This window comes from Paenibacillus hamazuiensis (assembly GCF_023276405.1).
GTDB lineage: Bacteria > Bacillota > Bacilli > Paenibacillales > NBRC-103111 > Paenibacillus_AF > Paenibacillus_AF hamazuiensis.
The window spans coordinates 6,279,802-6,302,435 of record NZ_JALRMO010000001.1 but is presented as its reverse complement, the minus strand read 5'-3'; the positions used below and the strand labels follow the sequence as shown (position 1 = coordinate 6,302,435).

Genomic DNA, 22,634 nt, shown 5'->3' with positions numbered 1-22,634 from the left:
AGGTGTTTCTGTTAGTGGCAAGCTCAACAACCGGCACCGTGAAATCGCGAACATGGCGGTTGACCCAACCGCGCGAGGTTCAAGAGGTGATTGTAGAAAGGGAGCTGCGCAGCGGTTATGTCGCGGTGGAGCCTACTATCGCCAGCATCTGCCACGCCGACCTTCGCTACTTCGGAGGCATGCGCAAGCCGGAAGTGCTTGCGAAAAAACTGCCGATGGCGCTGCTGCATGAAGGAATTGGGACGATCGCGGAAAGCGCCTCATCCAAGCTCCCCAAAGGAGAGAGAGTTGTCGTCGTTCCGAATTTGCCCGGATACCTGCTCCAAGATATCCCTCCCGAAGAATGCTGCCCGGCATGCCGAAACGAAATTGAAGACAACTACTGCTACCGCTCGCAATTTATGGGCAGCGGCTTCGACGGGATCGCCCAAAGCAGGCTTGTCATTCCCGAAGCTTGCGCGATTCCGGTTCCTTCATCAATCCCTGATGAGATTGCCGTGCTCGCGGAACTGTGCAGCGTATCGTACCGGGCGGCGAGAGGAATCAGCCATCTGCTGGATAAAGGCAGCGCCGCGGTATTCGGCGACGGGCCGGTCGGCTATTTGACCGCAGCGATGCTGCACCATGCGTTTGGCGTCGGCAAGGACCGGCTCATTGTGTTCGGTGCCATTCGGGAGAAGCTGGATCAATTCGATTTTGCCGAGACGGAAATGGTGCAGAGCTACGATTTCAAGGCCGGCTGGAAAGTCGACGTTGTGATGGAGTGCACGGGCGGAAGGTTCAGCGAAAGTGCAATTAATCAGGGGATCGATATCTTGAGGCCCGGAGGTCATCTCGTGGCGATGGGCGTCAGCGAGGAGCATGTGCCGATCAATACGCGGGACGTGCTGGAGAAAGGGATTACGATCCACGGCAGCAGCCGCAGCTCGATTCGAGACTTCGAGGATGTGCTGAAGGTGATGGAACAACCGGAATGTCAGAACACGCTCAGAAAACTCATTCCGGAAAAATATACGGTGGTGAGCACGGCAGACGACCTTGCTGGCGCTTTGGAATCTGCCATGGCTCACCGGGACTGGAAAAAAACAATCCTCGACTTTCACTGGTGACACAGTGGAAGTCGATACTTAGGATTGTATCATAAAACCCGGCTGTTGTTAATGGAGGGCGATGGGCATCGCAGATGAAATGGAAGCGCATACATTGATCTTTACCTAATCTTCACATTCGGGTAACATTCGGAAAACAATGCCAAGCTATTCTGGACAAAGTAAAATTCAAAGTTTTCCAATGTGAAAACTTGGAAATTGCAGAAGGAGGACTGCTCTTGGCGTCAATTGAGTTCGTAAAAGTGACGCAGTCGTTTGGCGGCAACGTCATCATCAAAGATTTGGACCTCAAGATCGAGGACGGCAAATTCACCGTACTGGTAGGCCCTTCCGGCTGCGGGAAAACGACCCTCCTGCGCATGATCGCCGGGCTTGACCAGCAAACCTCGGGATCGGTTCTTATCGGCGGCAAAGACGTTACGCGCATCGCCCCCGGACAAAGGGGAGTGGCGATGGTATTTCAAAACTATGCGATCTATCCGACGATGTCGGTCAGGGAAAATATTGAATTCGGCCTGAAAAACAATAAAGTTCCCCAAGAGGAAAGAACCCGTCTCGTCGAAAGCATCAGCGAAACCGTCGGACTGCGCGATTACCTGGACCGCAAGCCGTCGACGTTGTCCGGCGGACAGCGGCAGCGCGTCGCCTTGGCCCGCGCCATGGTGAAGAAACCTTCGGTGTTTCTGATGGATGAGCCGCTTTCCAACCTCGATGCCAAGCTGCGGGTTCAGATGCGCATCGAGCTGATCGAAATGCACAAGAAGCTCGGTACGACGTTCGTATACGTAACTCACGACCAGGTGGAGGCGATGTCCATGGCCGATACGATCGTGCTGATGAACCGCGGGCAAATTCAGCAGGAGGCGCCGCCGGAGACGATTTACCGCAGCCCGAGCAATCTGTTCGCCGCCCAGTTTATCGGGGTGCCGCCGATGAATGTGGCGGAGCTTGGAGAAGGCGGAGTGAAGTTCGGTTTTCGCCCGGAGAGCGCCGTGTTATCCACAGAGCCCGGAGATAAGTTCTATACCGTGCGCGGGGAGATCGTCACGCGGGAAATGCTCGGATCGGAAACGATTTACCAGGTTCGCACGGGCGGGCATTCGTTTATGATCAAGTGCACCGAGGATTTATTTTCCGTGGACCAGATCGTGTACGTCGGCGTCGACGCGGACAAGATCTACTTCTTCGGACCGGATGAGAAACGCGTCGACAGCGGCGATGCACGTTACGGCGAATATTTGCGGGCGCTCAGAGGGATGAGCCATGGATAAAAAACTTATATGGGAACGGATTCGTCCGTACGTGATGGTTTTGCCCGCTATGACAGGAATTGTCCTGTTTGTCATGTACCCGGTGCTTTATTTAATTAAATTAAGCTTCTACAAATACAACCTGCTCAACAAGGACAAGAGCAAATTTATCGGGCTGGACAATTTCACGCAAATTTTTACACGCGAAGATTTTTACCGCACGCTGGCAAATACAGTCGTTTACACGGTAGGGGTCGTCGTACTGACCATGGCCATCTCTCTGCTCATCGCGGTGTGGTTGAACAAAAAAGGCAGATTTAACGCAGTCGTGCAGGCGGGCATCTTCACTCCGCACATCATCTCCATCGTCTCTATCGCACTCGTATGGATGTGGCTGATGGAGCCGAGTCACGGCATCCTCAACTTTTTGCTGAAATCGGTCGGTCTGCCGACATCACAGTGGCTGCAAAGCTCGAAGACGGCGATGATCTCCATCATTATCGTGTCGGTGTGGCACAATATCGGCTACTATACGCTCATTATCGTGGCGGCGCTGCAAAGCATACCGCCGAGCATCTACGAGGCGGCGGCGCTGGATAACGCCAGCAAGTCCAAGATGTTTTTCAAGATTACGCTGCCGCTTATTTCGCCTCAGCTCTTTTTCATCCTGATCATTATGACGATCGGCTCCTTCAAGGTGTTCGATACCGTGAAAATCATGACCGGCGGCGGCCCGAACGGCGCCACAACGACACTCGTTTATTACATCTACGAATTCAGAACGAACAGCATCGGTTATGCTTCCGCAACCGGGGTAGTCCTGATGGCCATCATTGCGCTTCTGACCTTCATCTACTTCCGATTGTTGTCCAAAAAGGTGCACTATCAATAAGCCCAATCGACCACGACAAGGGGGGAAGAAAACTCTGTGACATTTGAAATGAAGCAAGTGAGGCGCACGCTGGAGTTTCTTCTGAAGGCGATCGTTTTACTGGTGTTCGTTTTCCCGTTTTTATGGATGATTTCCACCTCTTTGCAAACGCTGCAGGAGACGCTTCGGTTTCCTCCGACCTGGATTCCGGCATCGCCGCAATGGATGAACTTTGTAACCGCGATGAATGCGGGGCCTTTTTTGACCTATGCGAAAAATTCCGTCATCATCACGTTTTCAATCATCGTTCTGCAGATGATCGTGATGATTCCGGCCGCCTATTCGTTTGCGAAATACCGGTTTTTCGGCAAAGAAATATTGTTTTCGATGGTACTGCTGGCGTTTATGATTCCCGGCCAGGTCACCTTCATCCCGGTGTATCTGATGCTTGCCGACTGGGGGCTTATCAAAACGCTGCTGCCGCAGATCATCCCTTTCATGTCCAACGCTTTCGGGATTTTCCTGCTGCGCCAGTATTTTATGCAGATTCCGCAGGAAATCATCGAATCGGCCCGATTGGATAATGCCGGCGAGTTCAAAATTATCCGCAAAATCATGATCCCGATGTCGATGCCGGCGCTCGCCACCATCGCGCTGTTCAGCTTCGTCAGCCACTGGAACGATTACTTCTGGCCGCTGGTGATGACGGATTCCGCCGGGGTTCGTCCGCTGACGATGGGAATTGCGATGTTACGGGAAACCGAGGGCATTTCGAACTGGCATGTCATTATGGCAGGCAACGTCGTTCTGGTCGTGCCGATTCTGATCGTGTATGTGTTTGCTTCCAAGCAAATCGTTCGCGCGTTTGTTTATTCGGGTATTAAATAATTCATATCATAAAATGGAGGTCACACGTAATGAAAAAATTTTCGACCGTATTAATGGCTACAGCGATGTTGTCCGGCGTGCTTGCGGGCTGCGGTGGCGGTCAGGAGCAATCCGGAGGCGGTACCGGAGCTTCTTCCGCCCAGACCCCCGCACCTGCGGCATCGTCCGGGTCCGGCTCGGGGGGCAAGGTCACCGTCCAATTCTGGCACTCGCTGGGAGGGAAAAACGGCGAATATATCGATGCGATGATCAAGCGTTTCAACGAATCGCAAAGCAAGGTGGAGGTCGTCGGCACGTTCCAAGGCTCCTACGATGAGATGGTGACCAAGCTTCAGCAGGCGGTCGCCGCCAAAAGCGAGCCGGATGTCGCGATGCTGGAGCGCGCTTATGTGCAAATGTTCGCCGATTCCGACGTTTTGGAAGACCTGAACCCGTATATGAAAAAGTCCGGCCTGAGCGAAAGTGACTTTACTCCGGGTCTCATGGGGCATTCGACCTTCAATAAAAAGCTCGTCTCGCTGCCGTTCAACCGGTCCACCCCGATTTTGCATATCAACAAGACAATGCTCGACGAGAAAGGCCTTGCTGTTCCGAAGACGTGGGACGATCTGAAAAAGGTCGCCAATGCACTGGTCGTCAAGGAAGGCAACGAATATAAGCGCTACGGCCTCAGCATGCCGTACGATACCTGGTATCCGATCGCAATGATCACCGAAGCGAAGGGCAAGTTTTTCGACGATGCCGGCAAATCGATCGGATTCGCAGGCGGGGAAGGCGTGAAAGTATTCCAATTTTTGAAGGATATGCAAAGCACCGGTGCCTTGTACTACCCGCCGGCGCAGGACTCCGGCAATATCGTCAACACGATGTTCACGAGCGGCAAGATCGGCATGATGTTCCAGTCGACGGGAGTTATCGGCAGTTTGAGCGATAACGCCAAGTTCGAATACGTTACGGCGTTTATGCCGATGGACCAGGTTTATGCGAACCCGACCGGCGGAGCCAACGTGGCGATGATGGCAGGCTCCAAAAACAAACAGGCGGCTTGGGAGTTTTTGAACTGGGCTATGACCGACTCCAAGGGTGCTCTGCAGTTTGTGCTCGATTCCGGATATCTTCCGTTCACGAAAAAAATGGTCGAGTCCCAGCAGATGAAAGATCTGTGGGCGAAGCAGCCGGCGCGCAAAGTTGCGTATGATCAGCTTCAGTATGCGGTGGACACGAATAAACACGTCAACTGGACGCAGGTGAACCAGGAGTTCCTCAAGGCGATCCAGGCGATCATGTACGACAACAAAGACATCGCGTCCACGCTGGATACGTTCAAGAAAGAAACCGAGCGGATTTTGAAGCAGTAATGTAACGAAAGGAAGGTTACTCCATGATCGAACGTCTGAAAACCGATCCCACTCTCGTGGTAGCCGCCCACAGGGGGCTCAAATGCGATTATCCCGAAAATACGCTGCTTGCTTTCCACGAGGCGCTTGAAGCCGGCGCCGATATGCTGGAGTTCGACCTTCGCCTCTCCAAGGACGGAGTCGTCGTGGTGATCCACGATGAGACGGTGGACCGGACGACCAACGGCAGCGGCAAGGTGGGCGACCTCACCGTTTCCGAGCTGAAGCAGCTGGATGCGGGCGGCTGGTTCGGCAAACCGTTTGAAGGACTGAAAATTCCGACGTTCGAGGAGCTTTGCGACCTGCTGCGGGCCTATCCCGAGGTGCTGCTGAATGTGGAGGTCAAGCCAAGCCCGGATGCCCAGGAAGCGGTCGATAAAGCGGTGTCGATGCTGAAGGAATACGGGTACTTGCCGCGCTGCGTGTTCACCTGCTTCGATGCGGAGATTATCGCCTACATGCACGATACGTACGGCTTGAAGACGCAAGGGTTCCCGGGGGAAGCGATGTACAATTTTGATACCGGCGAAAACGGCACTTATTCCAAAATGTGGGCGGTAGCGATGAGCATGAAGCTGCTCACCCCGGCGCGGGTGAAGGAGTTTCAGGACATGGGCCTCTTGACCTGGTGTTACTGTCCGGACGTCGATCAGCAGGTTTATTATTCGATAGGCTGCGGCGCAACTTTGATGACCTGCAACAACCCGTTTCCGGCCATGAAAATTCGCGGGCAAATCACCCGAAGTTAATCGATGTGGGAGGTTGGTTGAGTATGCGTCGTTTTGTTAAACATATAGCAAGCATTGCCATTCTGAGCTTGCTCCCGTTTTCCGTTCCGGCCGCCGGTGCAGAGCCGTCCGCTCTGCATTCGAAAATGTTCGTGTTATCCGCGCCGGCCGCGGAATTGATTCGCGATAAAGCGCTCCACAATGGAACGGTGCTGCAGTCCTTTGCTTTCGACAATGTCAATCAGCGCATTTATGTGGTGCAGCTGATGGCCGGAGGCCAGAAGCTTCCCGGGGAGAGCGGCGCGGTCAGCGGAGCCAACCGCGATAAAAACGGCGACTTGGCGTTGACCGAGCTTGATATGCAAGGAAACGAGACCGGCTACATGTTCCTCAAAGGGTTCGGCCATGGGGTGCAGATCGGAGTGGAAGCGATCGGCGGCACATCCTATCTGTGGACGGAGACCGACGCCGTCACTGAAGGCAGCAGCGGATGGGGCACGCAAATCGCCAGATTCGCGTTCGAGAACGGCAAAATTTTAACCAAGGATTCCCCAGAGCTGGAAAAACATCGGCTCATCGAAGGCGCGGACCGCACGACTGTAAACATCGATCCGGCGAACGACCTGCTGACGATGCGTTACCGTAAGAACGGCGCGTTCCGTTTCGGCGTATACAACCTGGAGGATGTCAAGCAGCGCAATTACACGCCGATCGCCGACGTGCCGCAGCCGACGGTCGGCACGTTCCAAGGCTTCGCTTCCTACGGCGGTTACCTCTACCTGCTCGAAGGCAACTCCTACGGCTCGGGAGGATCGGTGGAACCGGTGGGCAACACGTACATTACCGCCGTCGATCTGCAAACGGGCGAGGTGCTGGATAAGCAGCTGATCACCGCGGGGGACACGCTCACCTTCCGCGAGCCGGAAGGGCTGGCGATTCGCCTGCCGGATGTGAAGCATCCGCAGAAGGCGGAGCTGAGCTTCGGCTTCGCGTCCAATTTTACGCCGAACCGGCTGGCGAATATTTATTCGATCGACCGCCTGCTCCCGGCCGAGGCGATTGAAGGGATGCAAGGGTCGCATAAGAAGGATAAAGAGGATTAAAATAGAAGTTTGATGTATACCCGCGAATGTCGCGGGTATTTTTTTTGGGGGGGGAATTCAGAGGATTTAAACAATGGGCGGGTTCGCGGATCCGGGTGCAGTTCATTCGCCGGCCGGCGAATGGATTGCGAGCTTTGGTCCGGCAGGGCCGGATTCCGTAGCATCTTCGTTTTCCACAAGATATTTGAGCGAGGCCAGCTTGTTTTCCCAAAAACGTTCGTAGAAGGCCAGCCAACGCTTCAGTTCCAGCAAAGGCTCGGGGCTGAGGCTGTAGCGCGTTTCGCGCCCGACCTTCCGCTCCTTGACGAGTCCGGCGTCGGATAACACACGCAGATGCTTGGAGACGGCCGTGCGGCTGATCGGAAAATGTCCGCTCAGGACGGTGACCGGCATGTCGTTGTCCGCCAGCAGGCTGAGCAGCTCGCGGCGGGTCGGATCGGCGATCGCCTGAAATACGTCGTGCTTGGGTGCGGCGGACATCAGGCCTCGACCAGCTTTTGCAGCCGGAGAACGATTTGGCTCCAGCCCTGGTTCATGCGCTCGCGGACCATCGGGTGAGGCATGCCGAACTCGGTTACCTTATCCGCATCCCATCCGGAGTGGATGAGGGTAAACTGTGTCTTGCCGTCCTGCTCCTCCAGCTCGAAGGTGATGACCCAGTCTTTGGCCCATGTGAAAGCAAGCCGGCGCGGCGGATCGAGCTCCGTTACCTTGCATGGCGAAGTGCCGAAGTTGGGATCGGTCAGCGTAAATTCTTTGCCGAGCTCGGGCTCGAAGGTGTTGGGCATAAACCAGGCGGCAATGCCTTCGGAGGTGGCTACCGAATTCCATACTTTTTGAATCGGTGCATGTAATACAATCGTTTGCTTAATATCGGGAACAGTGCCTTGAGATGGGTTGGTCATAAGGAGAACCTCCATGTGATGATTTATGAAACCAAAAGGTTTCGGATTGATTATACGAAACCTTTTGGTTTCGTGTCAATGGGATTTTCCGTCAAAATCTCCCCGATTTGAAAATCGACAAAATCAGCCAGCCGAGCATAAACACAGCTACCAGAGAGCCGGCTTCGAGTGCGGGTAAGTTCCACAGCAGGCTGGGCTGCCGGTTTTGCGATGAGCCGATGATGACGCCCGTCATGATGATGCTGAAAGAAAGCAGGACGATGCTGAACGAAATTCGGTTGCCGATCCGGTCCAACTTGCGGAGCAGCAAATGAAACTCGGGGAGGTTCACGTCAATCTTCCCTCGTTTCACCAGGGCCATCAGATCTTTGATGTGACCCGGAAGCTGCAGGGCGATGTCGCTGATTTGCGTCCACTCCTCCTTGATGCTTCCGAAAATCGACTTGGGATGGAGCCGTTCCATCATCAGCCGTTTGCCGAACGGTTCCGCGATCTGAATGATGCTGATATCCGGATCGAGCTGCTCGACAACGCCTTCGACGGTGATCAGGCTTTTGCCGAGTAGAACGAAATCGGCGGGTATTTGCACATGGTGCCGGTAAGCCACATCGAGCAGGTCGTTCACCGCTTCCCCCAAACTCATTTGCCGGAACGACAGGCCGACATATTTGTCGTGCAGGCGGTCGACATCGCGGCGCAATTCCGCTACGTTCACCTCCGGCGTGACCAGATTCATCCCGAGAACCGCCCGAATAATACCCTCCGAGCTTTGAAGCATCAAGGCGATGATCAGGCCCGAGAGATGGCGCTTCAGCTCCGGAGTCAGCCGGCCGACCAATCCGAAATCGAGAAACCCGAGCACTTCCCCCGGCAGCACCATAATATTGCCCGGATGCGGGTCCGCATGGAAAAAGCCGTCGACGAACATTTGCTGAAGCATGGCTTTCATCAGACGCTCGGCGATACGTTTGCGGCTGTAGCCGTTTTCATGAAGCAGTTGCAGATCGGTTAATTTGATCCCGTCCAAAAATTCGGTCGTCAGCACCTTTTTCGAGGAAAACTCCCAGTATACCCGGGGAATATGGATGCGGGTATTTCTCCCAAACTGCGCCGCGATTTTCTCCGTATTGCTTCCCTCAATCGTATAATCCAGCTCGTTCCACAGCGATTTGCTGAATTCCTCGACCATTCTTCGGATTTGATGGCGTCTTGCCCATTCGAAGCGAGCTTCGGCGAGCACGGCCAAATTTTGCAAAATTTCCAAATCGGTGCGGATCGTCACCGCGATATCCGGCCGCTGTATCTTGACCGCAACCTGCTCGCCGGTATGAAGAAGCGCGAGGTGGACTTGGCCGATCGAAGCGGCGGCCACCGGCTTTTTGTCAAAGCGGGCAAACGTGTGGTCCACTTCGATGCCGAGCTCCGCTTCGAGAATGTCCCGGACCTCGTGAAAGGAGAACGGAGGCACCTGGTCCTGAAGTTTCTCGAGCTCTTTCAGGATCGGCCCGGGGATGATGTCGGAACGTGTGCTGGCGATCTGGCCGAGCTTGATGAACGTCGGACCGAGCTGCTGCAGGACCAGGCGGATTCGCTCGCCGACGGATGTTTTCTCTTCCTTGTCCTTGGCCGCACCTTCCCGCAGCTTGCCCGGCAGGGGGAAAAACTGAAACACGTCCATCTCTTCCACGATAAATCCGAAGCCATGGCGAGTGAGCGCCACCGCGATTTCCCGGTAACGGTTAAAATGACGAATCCGTTTGCGAATCAACCCAGATCCCTCCTCCCGGCATGGATTCCCTCTTTCGGCCAACCTGCGGGCATAACCGCTCCCGCGGCTGCGGACTGCGTGATCCCCGTATTAAGATGTGGGGTTCTCCAGCTTTTCAATCCGCCTGCTTAAAGCTTCGATATCTTCTTTTGTCGCGATCTGCAGTTCGGCGAGCAGGCTTTTCAGCTGTTCGCGCAAAAGCTGCTTCCACTCCTCCTGCCCGGCCTCGCCTTTTTCCACCAGCCGCCGGACCAGCTCCTTCGACTCGGCGGGCGCGAGCTCGCCTTTTTTCACCAGCTCGTCCACGGCGCTTTCGATTTTTTCCTTCGTGAGCAGTGTGACGCCGACTCCTAGAGACAGCGCCTTTTTCAGCAATTCGTTCACTTTGCATACCTCCTTGCTAGAATCATGGTGAAACAGAGCGAAGTGGACGGAATCGTGCTGGAGAAGCGTTAGCGGTCGCCTTTGTGAACGGATTTCAACCGCCGAACGGCGTTTAAATTAAGAAATCCGAGAACAAGAGCGATCGGAAGCACGATCCGGGACACGCAGCGTGGGTGTTTCACCATGCATTCCGAATATTAATAAAGATTCCCAATTGCTCCAAAGTTATGAAGGAAAACGAAAGAAACCATGGAATATATACAGTGTGTAACGAATTGCCTGCCGCAATCGAAGGAGCGATGAATAGATGAGAAGAAAAGCCGCGTGGGGCAAAAAAGCAGTTGTCGTGGGGTATGGTGCCGTTTTGTCGTTAGGAATGGCGCTGGGGGCTCATGCGGGGTCCGTGATTGAGGAGGTCAAAGCTTATATCAACAGGGAAATCAAGCTGACGGTGAACGGAGAGGAGTGGACGCCGAAAGATGCGGACGGTATCGCGCAAAGCCCGCTGATCTACAACGGCTCCGCTTATGTGCCGCTTCGCTCGGTCGGCGCTTTAACGGGGCTTGCGATAGATTGGGATGAGGATACCCAAACCATAGCTGTCTTTACCCCGCGGCAGGCAGAAACATCCTGCAGGCCTGCGGACGAACCGGGTAAGAACGCGGCCGGCTTCGGCGATGCGGAGTATTCTCTGCTGAACAAAACACTGCGATTGGCCAGCGACATTACGGCGGTGCAGCGCGGGCGGGGCTGCCTGTCGTTTCCGATCGGCAAAAGCGATCCGGGCGGAGGCTCCGCCTTTGAAATAGGGTACTCCCTGTACGGGGCGGCCAAGCGGGTGCATGGCAAAGCGGCCGTTACATCCACGGCTGATGCAGAGGTGCGGCTGAGGATCGTTGACAACGATCAGGGCAAAGTGCTCTTCGAGCGTTCCGGCATGCGTGCCGGAGATGAACCGGTAGCGTTTGACGTCGACGTAACGAATGTGAAAGAGCTGGGAATCTCGGCTTATACGTCCTCTGAGCCGGGTACGGCCAGCGTGATGATTCAGAGCCTGACCGTGGTGGCGAATAAGACGGTGCCTGAAGAGACGTTTGATATTACGAAGCCGAACCGTCCGTTGCCCGGCAAATGAGCAGGCAATGCTGACTCCGACTCATATGTCGCACACATGTTATTATATATAACAAAATGCAAACCCTTACATTGTGTTTTTCACGCTGTGTGCTTCGACGTTGATGTTTTTTGTGTTATAATTACTGACACACTATCCGTTCGCCGGAAAGGAGGTCACGTCAAACTGTTTTGTAAAATAGAACTTGGGTTGAAAAAGGTTGATCTTTGGGGTGGTACGCGTCACGACGTCGCGGCGGTTTTTTGCACAAAATATGTATATTGTTAAAAACGTTAGGTAAAATATTGAAAATTGGATTCATAGCGAATATAGTTGTTTATAGACTCGCCAAAATTCGACGTACATAGTTTAATATCAGGAGGTTTTCGAATGAAAAAAGGGGTTACAGTATTAACGAGCGTCGCCTTGTCGATAGCTTTGCTTGCAGGCTGCGCCAGCACGGCGGATAAAGGAGGCGGCACGGGAACGGGAGCGGGCACGGCCAATTCCGGGGGCGCCGCCACGCCGGCCAAAACGTTTAAAGTCGGCATGGTTACCGACGCCGGAACGATCGACGACAAATCCTTCAACCAGGGCACCTGGGAAGGGATTTTGAAGGCGGCCGACGAATTGAAGCTGGAGAAAAAATATTTGAAACCCACCGGCACCACCGAGGCCGACTATACAAAAGAAATCGGCAATCTGTATGATGCCGGCTTTAAATTTATCGTGACGCCCGGCTTTAAATTCGAGACGTCGATTTTCAAAGCGCAGGACAAGTATAAAGATGCAAAATTCGTGCTGATCGACGGATCGCCGCATGCCGGGGACAATAAACCGGTCGTGAAGGAGAACACCGTATCGATCTTCTTCGCGGAGCACGAGGCAGGGTTCTTGGCCGGTGTTGCTACGGCGGTGCAGCTCAAGGAAGGTCAAGCCGGCTTTATCGGCGGCATGAGCATTCCTCCGGTGCAAAAGTTCAACTGGGGCTTCCAGCAGGGCGTGAACTATGCGAATGAAAAGCTCGGCACAAAGCTGACGATCAAGCAGGAAAACGTCATTTACCAAGGTTCCTTCGATAACGTGGCGGCAGGCGGCCAGCTCGCGGCACAAATGTTCGACCGCGGCGTCAATGTCATCTTCGCTGCGGCGGGAGGCGTTGGCGTAGGCGCCATCAACGAGGCGAAAACCCGCGCAAACGCAGGCAAGACGGCCTGGATCGTCGGCGTCGACGTAGACCAATACAAGGACGGCGTGTATTCGGGCGACAAATCGGTCATTCTGACATCGGCGATGAAGAAGATCGATCACGCCGCATACGATATGGTTAAAGCGGAAGCGGAAGGCAAGTTCCCGGGCGGCAAAACGCTGACGATGGATTCGAAAAACGACGGCGTAGGCATTCCGGACAAAAACCCGAACCTGAGCGACGACACGGTGAAAAAGGTAGCGGACGTAGCCGCGAAAATCAAATCCGGCGAAATCAAAGTCGCCGCCGAGCAAGGCTCCTTGATCAAGTAATGCGTTCAAAACAAAAAAAGACGGACCGTTTCCGTCTTTTTTTTGTGGTACGGGAACGATTTTTGGGGAGACCCGATATAAGGAGGGCGAAAGATGGAGTACGCCATCGAGATGCTGAACATTCGCAAGGAGTTTCCGGGCATCGTCGCCAACGACGATATTACGCTTACGCTGAAAAAAGGCGAAATTCACGCTTTGCTCGGTGAAAACGGAGCGGGCAAGTCGACGCTGATGAGCATTTTGTTCGGCATGTACCAGCCGGACCGCGGTGTCATCAAGGTGAACGGCAAAGAGGTCAAGATCGCGAACCCGAACGTGGCGGGCAGGCTCGGCATCGGCATGGTGCATCAGCATTTCAAGCTGGTCGATACGTTTACCGTCACCGAGAACATCATCCTCGGGCTGGAGCCGCGCAAAGGGCTTGTGCTCGATATCGATTCGGCAGCGGGGCGCATCAAGGAGCTGTCGTCGCGTTACGGCCTCAATGTGGATCCGTATGCGAAAATTGAAGATATTTCCGTGGGCATGCAGCAAAGAGTCGAAATTCTCAAGATGCTGTACAGAAGCGCGGAGGTGCTTATATTCGACGAACCGACCGCCGTGCTCACGCCCCAGGAAATCGAGGATTTGCAGGGCATTATGCGCAGCCTGATCCGGGAGGGCAAGTCGATCATTTTGATCACGCACAAGCTGAAGGAGATCAAGGCGGTCGCCGACCGCTGCACCGTCATCCGCCGTGGGAAAATGATCGGAACCGTCGATGTCGCCGGCACGAGCGAAGCGGTGATGGCGGAGATGATGGTCGGCAGGCAGGTGACGTTTAAGGTGAACAAAAAGGAGAGCAATCCCGGCCGAACGGTACTCCGGGTGGAGTCGCTTGTGGTGAAGAACAACAAAGGAGTCGAGGGGCTGAGGAAAGTTTCCCTGGAGGTGCGGGCCGGGGAAATCGTCGGCATTGCCGGTGTGGAAGGCAACGGGCAGACGGAGCTGGTGGAGGCCATTACCGGTCTGAGGAATGTCGAGTCCGGAAGCATTTCGCTGAACGGACAAGACATCACCCGCCTGTCCATCCGCGAGCGGATTCAGGGAGGCGTTGGCCATATCCCGGAAGACCGGCAGAAGCGCGGACTCGTGCTCGATTACACGCTGGAGGACAACATGATTTTGGAAGTGTACAACCGTCCGCCATATTCCAAGAGCGGCCTGCTTCAGCGGGCGGCCATTCGAAAGCATGCCGATCATATCATCCGCAGCTTCGACGTTCGCTCCGGAACCGGCGGCTCCTCGATTACGCGGTCGTTGTCCGGCGGCAACCAGCAGAAGGCGATTATCGGGCGGGAGATGGAGCGCGATCCCGATCTGCTCATCGCCGTGCAGCCGACACGGGGGCTTGATGTAGGCTCGATCGAATACATCCACAAACGGCTCATCGAGCACCGAGATAACGGAAAAGCGGTGCTGCTCGTGTCGTTGGAGCTGGACGAGATCCTGAACGTATCGGATCGGATCGCCGTCCTGAATGGCGGGGAGCTCGTAGGGATCGTGCAGGCTGCGGAAACGGGCGAACAGGAGCTGGGACTGATGATCGCCGGCCTGAGGACAGAGGAGGGCATCGCATGAACAACAGCGTCAAATCGCTTCTTGCCGTTCTGCTCGGGCTGCTTGCGGGAGCGCTGCTGATGGCCGTCACCGGCCACAATCCGCTGCAGGGCTATAAATTCCTGGTCGAGGGAGGCCTCAAAAACCCGGAAAGAATCGGCAACACGCTGGCAACCGCAACTCCGCTTATTTTTACCGGCCTGTCTGTGGCCTTCGCTTTCCGCACCGGCTTGTTTAATATCGGGGCGGCCGGGCAAATGCTGTTCGGCGGCTTTTGTGCGACGGCGATCGGCCTGACGATGGACCTGCCGAGAGCGCTGCTGCTGCTATTGATGGTCGTCGCGGGCATGGTTGGCGGAGCCCTATGGGGTCTGATTCCCGGCATATTGAAAGCGAAGTTTAACGTACACGAGGTCGTCTCGACGATCATGATGAACTGGATATGTTATTGGACGGTCTATTATGCCGTCCCGTCTTATTTCAAAGGCGATTACCTGGAAACGGAGTCGAAACAGCTACCGGAGGCCGCGCTGCTGAGGAATCCGTTCCTTTCCGACCTGTTCGGAGGTTCGTACATCAACCTCGGCTTGTTCATCGCGCTTGCTGCCGTCGCCGTGATTGCCTTCGTGATCGGCAAAACGACGCTCGGCTACGAGCTGAAGGCGGTCGGCTTTAACCGGCATGCCGCTGAATATGCAGGCATCGCCGTCAACCGCGGCATCGTGCTGTCGATGCTCATCTCCGGCGCCCTTGCCGGCCTCGGCGGCGTCGCGCTGTATGCGGGCAATGCGTCGAGCATCCAGATCGGCATCCTGCCGAGCCAAGGTTTTGACGGTATTGCCGTAGCTTTGCTGGGCGCGAGCTCTCCGCTCGGCGTGCTCGCTTCCGCAGTCTTTTTCGGGCTGCTGTATTCGGGAAGAGGTTTTATGAACGCGATGACGGAAATTCCGCCGGAAATTGCCGATTCGATCATTGCCATCATCATTTATTTCGCCGCAGCGGGCATCCTGATCGAACGGTGGATCCGGGCGATTGCCGGACGCCGGGCGGCCAAAGGAAGGAAGGTGGTGCCGGACCATGTGGACTACCCTTGAGCAAATTTTCCCGTATGCGATCGTCTTCACCGTGCCGCTGCTCATTACCGCGCTCGGCGCGCTGTTCAGCGAACGAAGCGGCGTCGTCAACATCGGCCTGGAAGGGCTAATGATCATGGGTTCGTTCGTCGGCGCTTTCGTCATTTTCAAAATGCAGCAGCTTTGGCCCGGCCAGCCTTTTGTGCTGTGGGTCGGCCTGCTGGTCGCCACGGTCGCCGGCATTTTGTTTTCCCTGCTGCATGCGTTTGCGAGCATCAATCTGAACGCCAATCAGATCATCAGCGGCACCGCGATCAACATGATCGCCGGAGCGCTGACCGTCTTTTTGGCGAGAAATATGACCGGGAGCGGCAATATTCGCATCACGAGCGGTTTCGTGCCGTTCGACATTCCCGGGCTGGTCAAGATTCCCGTTCTCGGGCCGCTGCTCTTCGCCAAAACGTATCCGACCACCTGGCTCGTGCTGCTGATCGTCTTTATCAGCTCGTTCGTGCTGTACAAAACGCCGTTCGGCCTTCGCCTGCGCGCCTGCGGCGAATATCCGCAAGCCGCCGAGGCCGCGGGAATCCGCGTCCGCTGGATGCGCTACGTCGGCGTCATGATCTCGGGGGCGTTCGCCGGTCTCGGCGGGGCCGTCATCATGGTGACATACGCGGGCGAATTTACCGGCAGCGTCGCCGGTCTCGGCTTTCTGGCGCTTGCTTCGCTCATCTTCGGGCAGTGGAAGCCGCTCGGCGTGCTGGCGGCGACGATGTTTTTCGGGTTCGCCAGCACGGTGGCCAACGTATCGCAGGTCATTCCGTCGCTGTCCGCCATTCCTCCCGTCATATTGAAAGTATTTCCTTATGCGGTGACGCTGCTTGCGCTGATCGTCTTCTCGAAGTCGTCGAATGCGCCCAAGGCGGCGGGGGAACCGTTCGATTCCAGCAAAAGATAAAGGATCGCAGGCTGTCCTGCCCGATTTCCGGGAGAGGCGGCCTGTTTAATTTTCAGTGCGGCCGTTTGAACCTAAAAAAGCAGCCTTGGGAAGGCTGCTTGGCTCAGGATAATGCGACCCCGATGTGATCGACGATTGCTTGCTGGAGAGTTCCTTTCGTCGTCGCTTTGCTTTCAAAGCTGAGCCCCGAGCGGATCATCGTTTTCACGACATCCGGCCTCAGTCCCGTGATGACGACGTGGCAGCCCATCATTTTAACCCCGTCAATGACGTTGATCAATTGTTTGATCACTTCCGGTTCCATGTTTATCACGCCGGACAGGTCGATAATCAGCGTTTCGATGCGGTAATTTCCGATCTGCGTGATGACTTTATCCTCAATGGTGTTTGCGCGGGAGGTATCGACGAAACCGATTAACGGAAGTATCGATGTGGACGCCGTAAGCGGTATGATCGGGGCCGAAAGATCCTCCACCATTTCCCGCTGCACCCGGATCAGATCGTCCTTGAACTGGGTGTAGCTCATAAAGAGGTGATGGATGAACTGATCCATCAGCTCGTTAATGCGCTTTTCCTGGTTGTAAAACTGCTCTTTCGTGGTGGTCGAATCGTTTATGCGGTCGTAGTTGTATAGAAAATCCCACATCACGCGCCGCACCGCCTGGATCCATTCGAGCTTGAAGGCGAGCGTGAGCGAGTGTTTGGCCCAACTGACGCCTTCCATCCGGGCGAACGATATCACTTCGTGCTCCCGGCTTTCGACGATGTAAATGACCAGCTTGTGGGCGTTTTCCAGCAAATTGATATTGCCGACAGTAAGGATTTCGTCGATTTTATCGCGAACGTTAACCGCCTCGGCCAGCAGACGTTTTTCGAACAGGTCCCGATTGACTGTGAAAAAGTCTTTTAAAGTCTGGGCCTGCTGCAATTCCATCCGAACCACCTCTTTACGTATGATGCTGCCGTTACCTTTGGGGAAGGTGATTATAAATTTGGTCCCGGCCTGCTCTTCGCTTTCCACCTTCACCGTGCCGTTATGCTCGTAGATGACGGAAAAGACAAGAGTGAGGCCCATGCCGGTGCCGTTCTCCTTTGTCGTAAAAAACGGAGTGCCCAGCATTTCGAGTTTGTTCCTCGGAATGCCGATTCCGCTATCCTGAATGCAAACGGTGATCTCTTTTTCGCCGGCCGAATGCGTTATCGTGATGGTGCCTTTTCCGGGAATCGCCTCGAAGGCGTTTTTCAGCAAATTGAAAAATGCCTTTTTGAGCTGATTTCTTTTCCCCAGGATGAAATTCCCCGGATCCTGCAAATCTTTAACGACGGCAACGCGGTAAAATTGGTCCTGGAACAGCTGGGTGAGCGATTCCAATTCCACCGTCAGATCGATCGATTCGAAGGCTTCATTTTCGAGATCGGGTTTGGACACATGAAGCAGATTTTGCAATATGGCGAGCGCGTTATCCAGCTCCGATTGGGCGATTTCGATATATTGTTTATCGTTTCTCTCTTTTAACAGCTGCAAAAAACCTTTGACGGCAGTCAGCGGGTTTTTCACCTCGTGCGCGATGCCTGCAGCGATTTGTCCAACGGAGGCCAACTGGCTCAGATGGGCTTCGTTCGTTTTTTTTTGCGGCGGGTTCTCGCTGGTCATCATCCTATACTCCTCCGGTCTGCCAGTACTCGTATGCCGGCCTGTTACTGGCGGAAAATATACGGTATAAAGCTATTTTTACATTATACAGAAAGAATTGCTAGACTGAATTTATATTTTGTCGGAAAATGAAGGCTCCGGCCGGCCGATGCCGTGAATATCTTATGAACCCGAGGGGGAAACCGCACGGACGATCATGTCGAAAAATTATTGGAGAAGCTGCGCAGGAGCTGTTCTATTCAAACGTCCCGCCTAGTATAATGTAGTACTCCCGGGGCTTAAAGCTCCGGGGAAACGGGAGGGATTCAAATGGGAGACGTTGAAAAAGAAGAATTGCTGCCGGAAGCCGAGGTTCAGGAAGCGGCCGTATCGGAAGAGAGCTTTGAGGCGGAAGAGGTGGCAGCAGCTGCAGAAGAAGCGGATTTGGTAGAAGAAGAGTCGGCGGAAGAAGAGTCAGCGGAAGAAGGTTCGGTCGAAGAAGCGGAGGAAGCAGACGAAGCAGAGGCAGAAGAAGAAGAGGAAGAAGAAGAAGAAGAAGAAGCGGAGGCGTCGGAAGCGGAAGAAGCGGATGAGGAGGCGGAAGCCGAAGAGGCTGCTGAAGAAGCTCCTGACGAACCGGAAGCTGCCGAATAGTTTCATACATCGATCCCTACTCCCATAATGCATGAAAAAATCAAGGGGCTGCTTGGCAAATGTTATGAAAACGTTTGCGGGCAGCCCTTTTTTAGCTGCTTGGGAAATTATGTGCAGCTAATTTTTGTGGATACCGGGGGCTCCCCCAAAAGTACCAGGAATAGGGGTCAGAGGTTCGCTTCACTTTTGAGGGCTCCTCCCGAATCGCTTCGGTTCGGATGTCGGCCGCGGCAGTGCCTTATCTTTAGCCGGGGACGTGCCGATGATGATGCCGAGCGTCGTCAGCAAGAAAGCCAGTATATGAACGGTGCGGACATGTTCGCCGAGAAACAGGACGGCTCCGATCATGCTGGCGAACGGCATGCCGTTGATGAACATCGCCGTTTTGTTCGCGCCGATCGTTTTGATCGCATAATTCCAGCCCAGCGTGCCGAGAGAAGAGGCGATCCACGCGGACAGCAGCATGACGGCCCAGGCGGTCCCGTTAAAATGCAGCTCGCCGTATGCGTTTGCCCCATATTTGGCAAAAGCTCCGATATTCAGCATGATTCCGCCGATAAAGGTGGAGTAAGTCGTAATGACCAGCGTCGGCATGTTCGTGCCTGACAGCGTTTTGATCAGCAAGCCGCCGACGACGTAAGCGAGCATCGATAAAAACATGATCAGATCGCCGATTCCGGTGGCCGCAAGCGTCGCTTCCGCCGCGCCGGACAGCACCACGATGACGACGCCGGTAAATCCGGCGGCGATGCCGAACAGCAGCCGCAGGCTCATTTTTTCACCGATGAATACGGCGGCGAGCAGCGCCGTCATCAGCGGATTCAGCCCAAGAATGAGCGATGCGTTGGTGGCTGTGGTCGTCACGACGCCTGTGGCGAGAAACAGCTGGTGAAAAAAGACCGAGATTAGCCCGATCAGCACAAGCAGCAGCCACTGGCGCGGGTTCGGCCGGTACCAGCCGAACCTTTGCAGCATGAAAGGCAGCAGGGCGAGGCCGGCCAGCGGCATTCGAACGGCCGCAACGAGAAAGGCCGGGGCCATCTCTGTCATATATTTGACCCCGACGACATTAAGCCCCCAGGAGGCGACAACGGCGGCCAGCATGAGATAAATCCATTTGTTTGCTTTCCCCACGACATTAGCTCCTATCCGGTTTTAGTCGATGAGAGAGCCGCCAGGGCAGCCTGATCCCATCGATACCGTTAATGGCGCGGACGTCTCCGCCGGGTTCCGGTTTACGCGTAAATGCGCTCGATCCGCTCCATAAAATGCCCGGTGTATTGGCTCAGCGGCTTGTGATCGGCTTTCGCCAAAAGGTGCGCGTATTCGCGGATCAAAAGCGCCTGTGTGCCCGCGTTCATATCTCCTTCGACGAGCCCTTGGCCGATCGGCACCGCCACGGGCATGTACGGGTAGAACTCGCCTTCTTTCACCTGCGCGACGTTCGGCGCTTTCGGCGAATGCAGCAGCTCTCTGGAGAAACCTCCGTCCCCGCGCAAAAACTTCCGCATATTTGCGGCGGTGATGCGGAAAATCTCTTCCAGTTCCTCCGCGGGAATGCTCAGCACGCCCCGGAACGTCTCGAGCAGATCGATCGGATTGCGGACCCAGCACATATCGAGCGCTTCTTCATGGCGAAGGCAGTTCAGCAGCGCCCGGTAAATCTTGTCTACGTTCGGCACCGGCACCCCGAACCGCTTGTAGAAGGCGCTCAGCTTGAAGGTTCCGGAAATTTGCACGTACGGATGGCCGCCGCCCCAGAAGCCGGTGTCCGGATGCTGGATCGAAGCGAAATAATCCGCCGCCGCTTCGACATAAGAAGCGCGAGCCGATTCATCCAGCCTCGTCAGGTAATGGTTGGCGCTCGTCATGAGGTCGCAGCCCCGCCAACTGTTGCGCAGGTCGACCTGCTTCAGCCACGCGACGTAAGCTTCGGGCGACCGCATGAATTCCGGCAGCTCCTTCGATTGATGAGGCAGCGGATACAGCGGCTCTCCGCCCAGCTTGTGCAGCGAATGAGCGCAGTAACCGAGAGCCCGGGCAACCATCACCTCGTCCTTGCGCATGTTCGGGTTATCGTCGTAGAAATAACCCGAAGGGTCCTGCTTGATCTGGAAAAAGGCGATCATCCGGTCTTTCATCTCTTTCGGCAGCTGTCCGAGCAGTCCGGACCTTTCCAGGATGTTGACCGCCTGCGCCGTCGATTCGATATCCGGGATCATGCCCATGTCAAATGAGCTTCGCGCATAATGAAAACCGCCGGAGAGCGGGTCGTACTGACCGGCAAGCCAGGTGTAAAAGCCGGCGAATAAGGGATCCATTTCCTTCAAGCGTTCTTCAGGTGTCATTTTGCATCCGTCCTTTGTCCAGTTAGTAGAATGGGAGGTGTGCGGCTTTCCAGCCTGCGCAAAAATTTAACTGCGAGAACAAACTCGACCGGAGCGACGACCGCGTTCACTATGGCGGCAAGGCTGCCGTTCAGCCCCGGCCATAAAGCGACGCCCAGCGCCAGCAGCGCGAGCGACAGAACGACGGCGCCGATCCGCGCCAGCATCGGGGCTTTCGTTTTGCCGCTGAGAATCGACAGGCCGAGCGCAAAGTCGATCCACGGGAACAGGCAGCTTTGCAGCGCCAGAAACGGAAGCATTCGGCGAACCTCGTGCAGCAGCTCCCCGTGAACGCCGAGGACACCCTCGAGCAGCCAGCCGCCGCCGGTTTCGGTGGAAAACGCAAGCAGCACGGCGGGCGAAAAAATCGATAAAAACGCAATGATAGCGAGCACGTGGCGGCGTTCGTTTTTGTAAAATTGAATGACGATTTGGTGCACCGACGCGCAAAACCACGCCAGCATATTCGACAGCTGCAGCGCCACGGCAAACGAGGCGACGGCCACCGTCGGACGGCTCGTCATATTGAGCGCGGCCTGCAGCGCCGGCTGCAAAATCGCCGTCGCCGCCGACGAGTAAAGCAGCGGGATATAGAACGGCAGCAGCTCCTTCACGCTGCGGACGGATTCGTCCGCGCGTTCCCGGGGCAGCCGGCGGGCCAGCGAGCGGCCCTCCCAAACGGCGACCGAGCATTCGATCAGAATGCCGACCATGAAAATCCAGCAGCCGATGCGGCTGTCATTCGTCCAGCCGGCCCGGATGCAATACCAGGACATCGCGAACATGACCGCAACGCGCGTGGCCATGCCGATCGTCATCCATCCGGTGCGCAGCTGGTTGATGATAACGCCTTGGAACAGGCTGCGCAGCGAGGTGAACGCGTACAGAAACGCGAGCACCTGATACGCCTGAACCGTAGGAGCAAGCTGCTGACCGCTCACTCCGAACAAGTAGCGGAAAATGAGCGCGCCGAGCGGCGTCCAGCCGATCAGCACGCTGGTGCAGACCAGCGTGACGGCCACCGCGGCGGCCAACCTGCCGACCGAACGGAACGACACACGGTCGCGGGAAAACTTGCTGGACGCCTGCCGGATCGCGTTCATCGGCAAATCCAGCAAAAAGGATAAGCTGACCGCTACCGCATAACTGCTGATGACGACGTCGGGGTGCTCGGAGCGGGCCAGCACCCCGTTAATAATGACGTGGGTCAGCGCTGCGAGCAGCGAGGATATGCCCATCGGCACATAAAATCGGATGATGCGAAACATGCTGTTCCTCCCTAATCATCGCCA

At 55.4% G+C, this 22,634-nt stretch carries 21 protein-coding genes; 13 read left to right on the top strand and 8 right to left on the bottom strand.

The genetic code is table 11. The annotated features are described in order from the left end of the window. Positions 1-14 precede the first annotated feature (14 nt). From MYS68_RS27360 to MYS68_RS27330, 7 genes are all read left to right on the top strand, one after another. The gene (locus MYS68_RS27360) at positions 15-1,109 is read left to right on the top strand and encodes a zinc-binding dehydrogenase (RefSeq protein WP_248928864.1); all 1,095 of its coding nucleotides are present in this window, start codon (positions 15-17) and stop codon (positions 1,107-1,109) included. A 218-nt stretch (positions 1,110-1,327) separates the two neighbouring features. Then, positions 1,328-2,380, top strand: a complete 1,053-nt coding sequence (locus tag MYS68_RS27355) for an ABC transporter ATP-binding protein (RefSeq protein WP_248928863.1) — start codon at positions 1,328-1,330, stop codon at positions 2,378-2,380. Next, positions 2,373-3,251 carry a carbohydrate ABC transporter permease gene (locus tag MYS68_RS27350; protein WP_248928862.1) on the top strand — a complete coding sequence of 293 codons (879 nt, stop codon included), beginning with the start codon at positions 2,373-2,375 and terminating at the stop codon, positions 3,249-3,251. The genes MYS68_RS27355 and MYS68_RS27350 overlap by 8 nt, the downstream gene beginning before the upstream one ends. A gap of 48 nt (positions 3,252-3,299) precedes the next feature. Further along, positions 3,300-4,118 (top strand): carbohydrate ABC transporter permease, encoded by an 819-nt coding sequence (locus MYS68_RS27345; RefSeq protein ID WP_248931031.1) that lies wholly within the window; start codon positions 3,300-3,302, stop codon positions 4,116-4,118. Positions 4,119-4,147: 29 nt separating this feature from the next. Beyond that, on the top strand, positions 4,148-5,476 hold the full coding sequence (locus MYS68_RS27340) for an ABC transporter substrate-binding protein (RefSeq protein WP_248928861.1): 1,329 nt from the start codon (positions 4,148-4,150) through the stop codon (positions 5,474-5,476). A 23-nt stretch (positions 5,477-5,499) separates the two neighbouring features. Further along, complete coding sequence (locus MYS68_RS27335) at positions 5,500-6,264, top strand: glycerophosphodiester phosphodiesterase family protein (protein WP_248928860.1); 765 nt, start codon at positions 5,500-5,502, stop codon at positions 6,262-6,264. 23 nt (positions 6,265-6,287) lie between these two features. Next, positions 6,288-7,346, top strand: a complete 1,059-nt coding sequence (locus tag MYS68_RS27330; protein WP_248928859.1) for a phage baseplate protein — start codon at positions 6,288-6,290, stop codon at positions 7,344-7,346. 102 nt (positions 7,347-7,448) lie between these two features. Here MYS68_RS27330 and MYS68_RS27325 read toward each other — a convergent pair whose 3' ends face one another. The 4 genes from MYS68_RS27325 to MYS68_RS27310 form a co-directional block, all read right to left on the bottom strand. Next, a complete protein-coding gene (locus tag MYS68_RS27325; protein WP_248928858.1) occupies positions 7,449-7,826 on the bottom strand; it encodes an ArsR/SmtB family transcription factor in 378 nt (125 codons plus the stop codon). Further along, the gene (locus MYS68_RS27320) at positions 7,826-8,251 is read right to left on the bottom strand and encodes an SRPBCC family protein (protein WP_248928857.1); all 426 of its coding nucleotides are present in this window, start codon (positions 8,249-8,251) and stop codon (positions 7,826-7,828) included. The genes MYS68_RS27325 and MYS68_RS27320 overlap by 1 nt, the downstream gene beginning before the upstream one ends. A 91-nt stretch (positions 8,252-8,342) precedes the next feature. After that, on the bottom strand, positions 8,343-10,019 hold the full coding sequence (locus tag MYS68_RS27315) for an ABC1 kinase family protein (RefSeq protein WP_248928856.1): 1,677 nt from the start codon (positions 10,017-10,019) through the stop codon (positions 8,343-8,345). Between the two features lie 90 nt (positions 10,020-10,109). Beyond that, positions 10,110-10,403, bottom strand: coding sequence for a phasin family protein (locus tag MYS68_RS27310; RefSeq protein WP_248928855.1), 294 nt, complete (start codon positions 10,401-10,403; stop codon positions 10,110-10,112). A gap of 307 nt (positions 10,404-10,710) precedes the next feature. Here MYS68_RS27310 and MYS68_RS27305 point away from each other — a divergent pair, with 307 nt between their 5' ends. The 5 genes from MYS68_RS27305 to MYS68_RS27285 all read left to right on the top strand — a co-directional run bounded on the left by MYS68_RS27305 (position 10,711) and on the right by MYS68_RS27285 (position 16,668). Beyond that, positions 10,711-11,538 carry a stalk domain-containing protein gene (locus MYS68_RS27305; RefSeq protein ID WP_248928854.1) on the top strand — a complete coding sequence of 276 codons (828 nt, stop codon included), beginning with the start codon at positions 10,711-10,713 and terminating at the stop codon, positions 11,536-11,538. A gap of 369 nt (positions 11,539-11,907) precedes the next feature. After that, on the top strand, positions 11,908-13,038 hold the full coding sequence (locus MYS68_RS27300) for a BMP family lipoprotein (protein WP_248928853.1): 1,131 nt from the start codon (positions 11,908-11,910) through the stop codon (positions 13,036-13,038). Between the two features lie 93 nt (positions 13,039-13,131). After that, positions 13,132-14,658 (top strand): ABC transporter ATP-binding protein, encoded by a 1,527-nt coding sequence (locus tag MYS68_RS27295; RefSeq protein ID WP_248928852.1) that lies wholly within the window; start codon positions 13,132-13,134, stop codon positions 14,656-14,658. Further along, on the top strand, positions 14,655-15,731 hold the full coding sequence (locus tag MYS68_RS27290) for an ABC transporter permease (RefSeq protein WP_248928851.1): 1,077 nt from the start codon (positions 14,655-14,657) through the stop codon (positions 15,729-15,731). The genes MYS68_RS27295 and MYS68_RS27290 overlap by 4 nt, the downstream gene beginning before the upstream one ends. Then, positions 15,715-16,668, top strand: coding sequence for an ABC transporter permease (locus MYS68_RS27285; RefSeq protein WP_248928850.1), 954 nt, complete (start codon positions 15,715-15,717; stop codon positions 16,666-16,668). The genes MYS68_RS27290 and MYS68_RS27285 overlap by 17 nt, the downstream gene beginning before the upstream one ends. 103 nt (positions 16,669-16,771) lie before the next feature. On the opposite strand, the gene MYS68_RS27280 is transcribed toward MYS68_RS27285, so the two are convergent. After that, positions 16,772-18,325, bottom strand: a complete 1,554-nt coding sequence (locus MYS68_RS27280; RefSeq protein WP_248928849.1) for an ATP-binding protein — start codon at positions 18,323-18,325, stop codon at positions 16,772-16,774. Between the two features lie 306 nt (positions 18,326-18,631). Between MYS68_RS27280 and MYS68_RS27275 the strand changes: the two genes are divergently transcribed. Further along, complete coding sequence (locus MYS68_RS27275) at positions 18,632-18,955, top strand: hypothetical protein (RefSeq protein ID WP_248928848.1); 324 nt, start codon at positions 18,632-18,634, stop codon at positions 18,953-18,955. A 180-nt stretch (positions 18,956-19,135) separates the two neighbouring features. Here the strand turns inward: MYS68_RS27275 and MYS68_RS27270 are convergent, their stop codons facing one another. From MYS68_RS27270 to MYS68_RS27260, 3 genes are all read right to left on the bottom strand, one after another. After that, positions 19,136-20,089, bottom strand: a complete 954-nt coding sequence (locus MYS68_RS27270) for a DMT family transporter (RefSeq protein ID WP_248928847.1) — start codon at positions 20,087-20,089, stop codon at positions 19,136-19,138. A 101-nt stretch (positions 20,090-20,190) separates the two neighbouring features. Further along, a complete protein-coding gene (locus MYS68_RS27265) occupies positions 20,191-21,303 on the bottom strand; it encodes a prenyltransferase/squalene oxidase repeat-containing protein (protein WP_248928846.1) in 1,113 nt (370 codons plus the stop codon). Continuing rightward, entirely contained in the window at positions 21,300-22,610 is a 1,311-nt protein-coding gene (locus tag MYS68_RS27260) for a hypothetical protein (RefSeq protein ID WP_248928845.1), read from the bottom strand. The genes MYS68_RS27265 and MYS68_RS27260 overlap by 4 nt, the downstream gene beginning before the upstream one ends. Between the last annotated feature and the right edge of the window lie 24 nt (positions 22,611-22,634).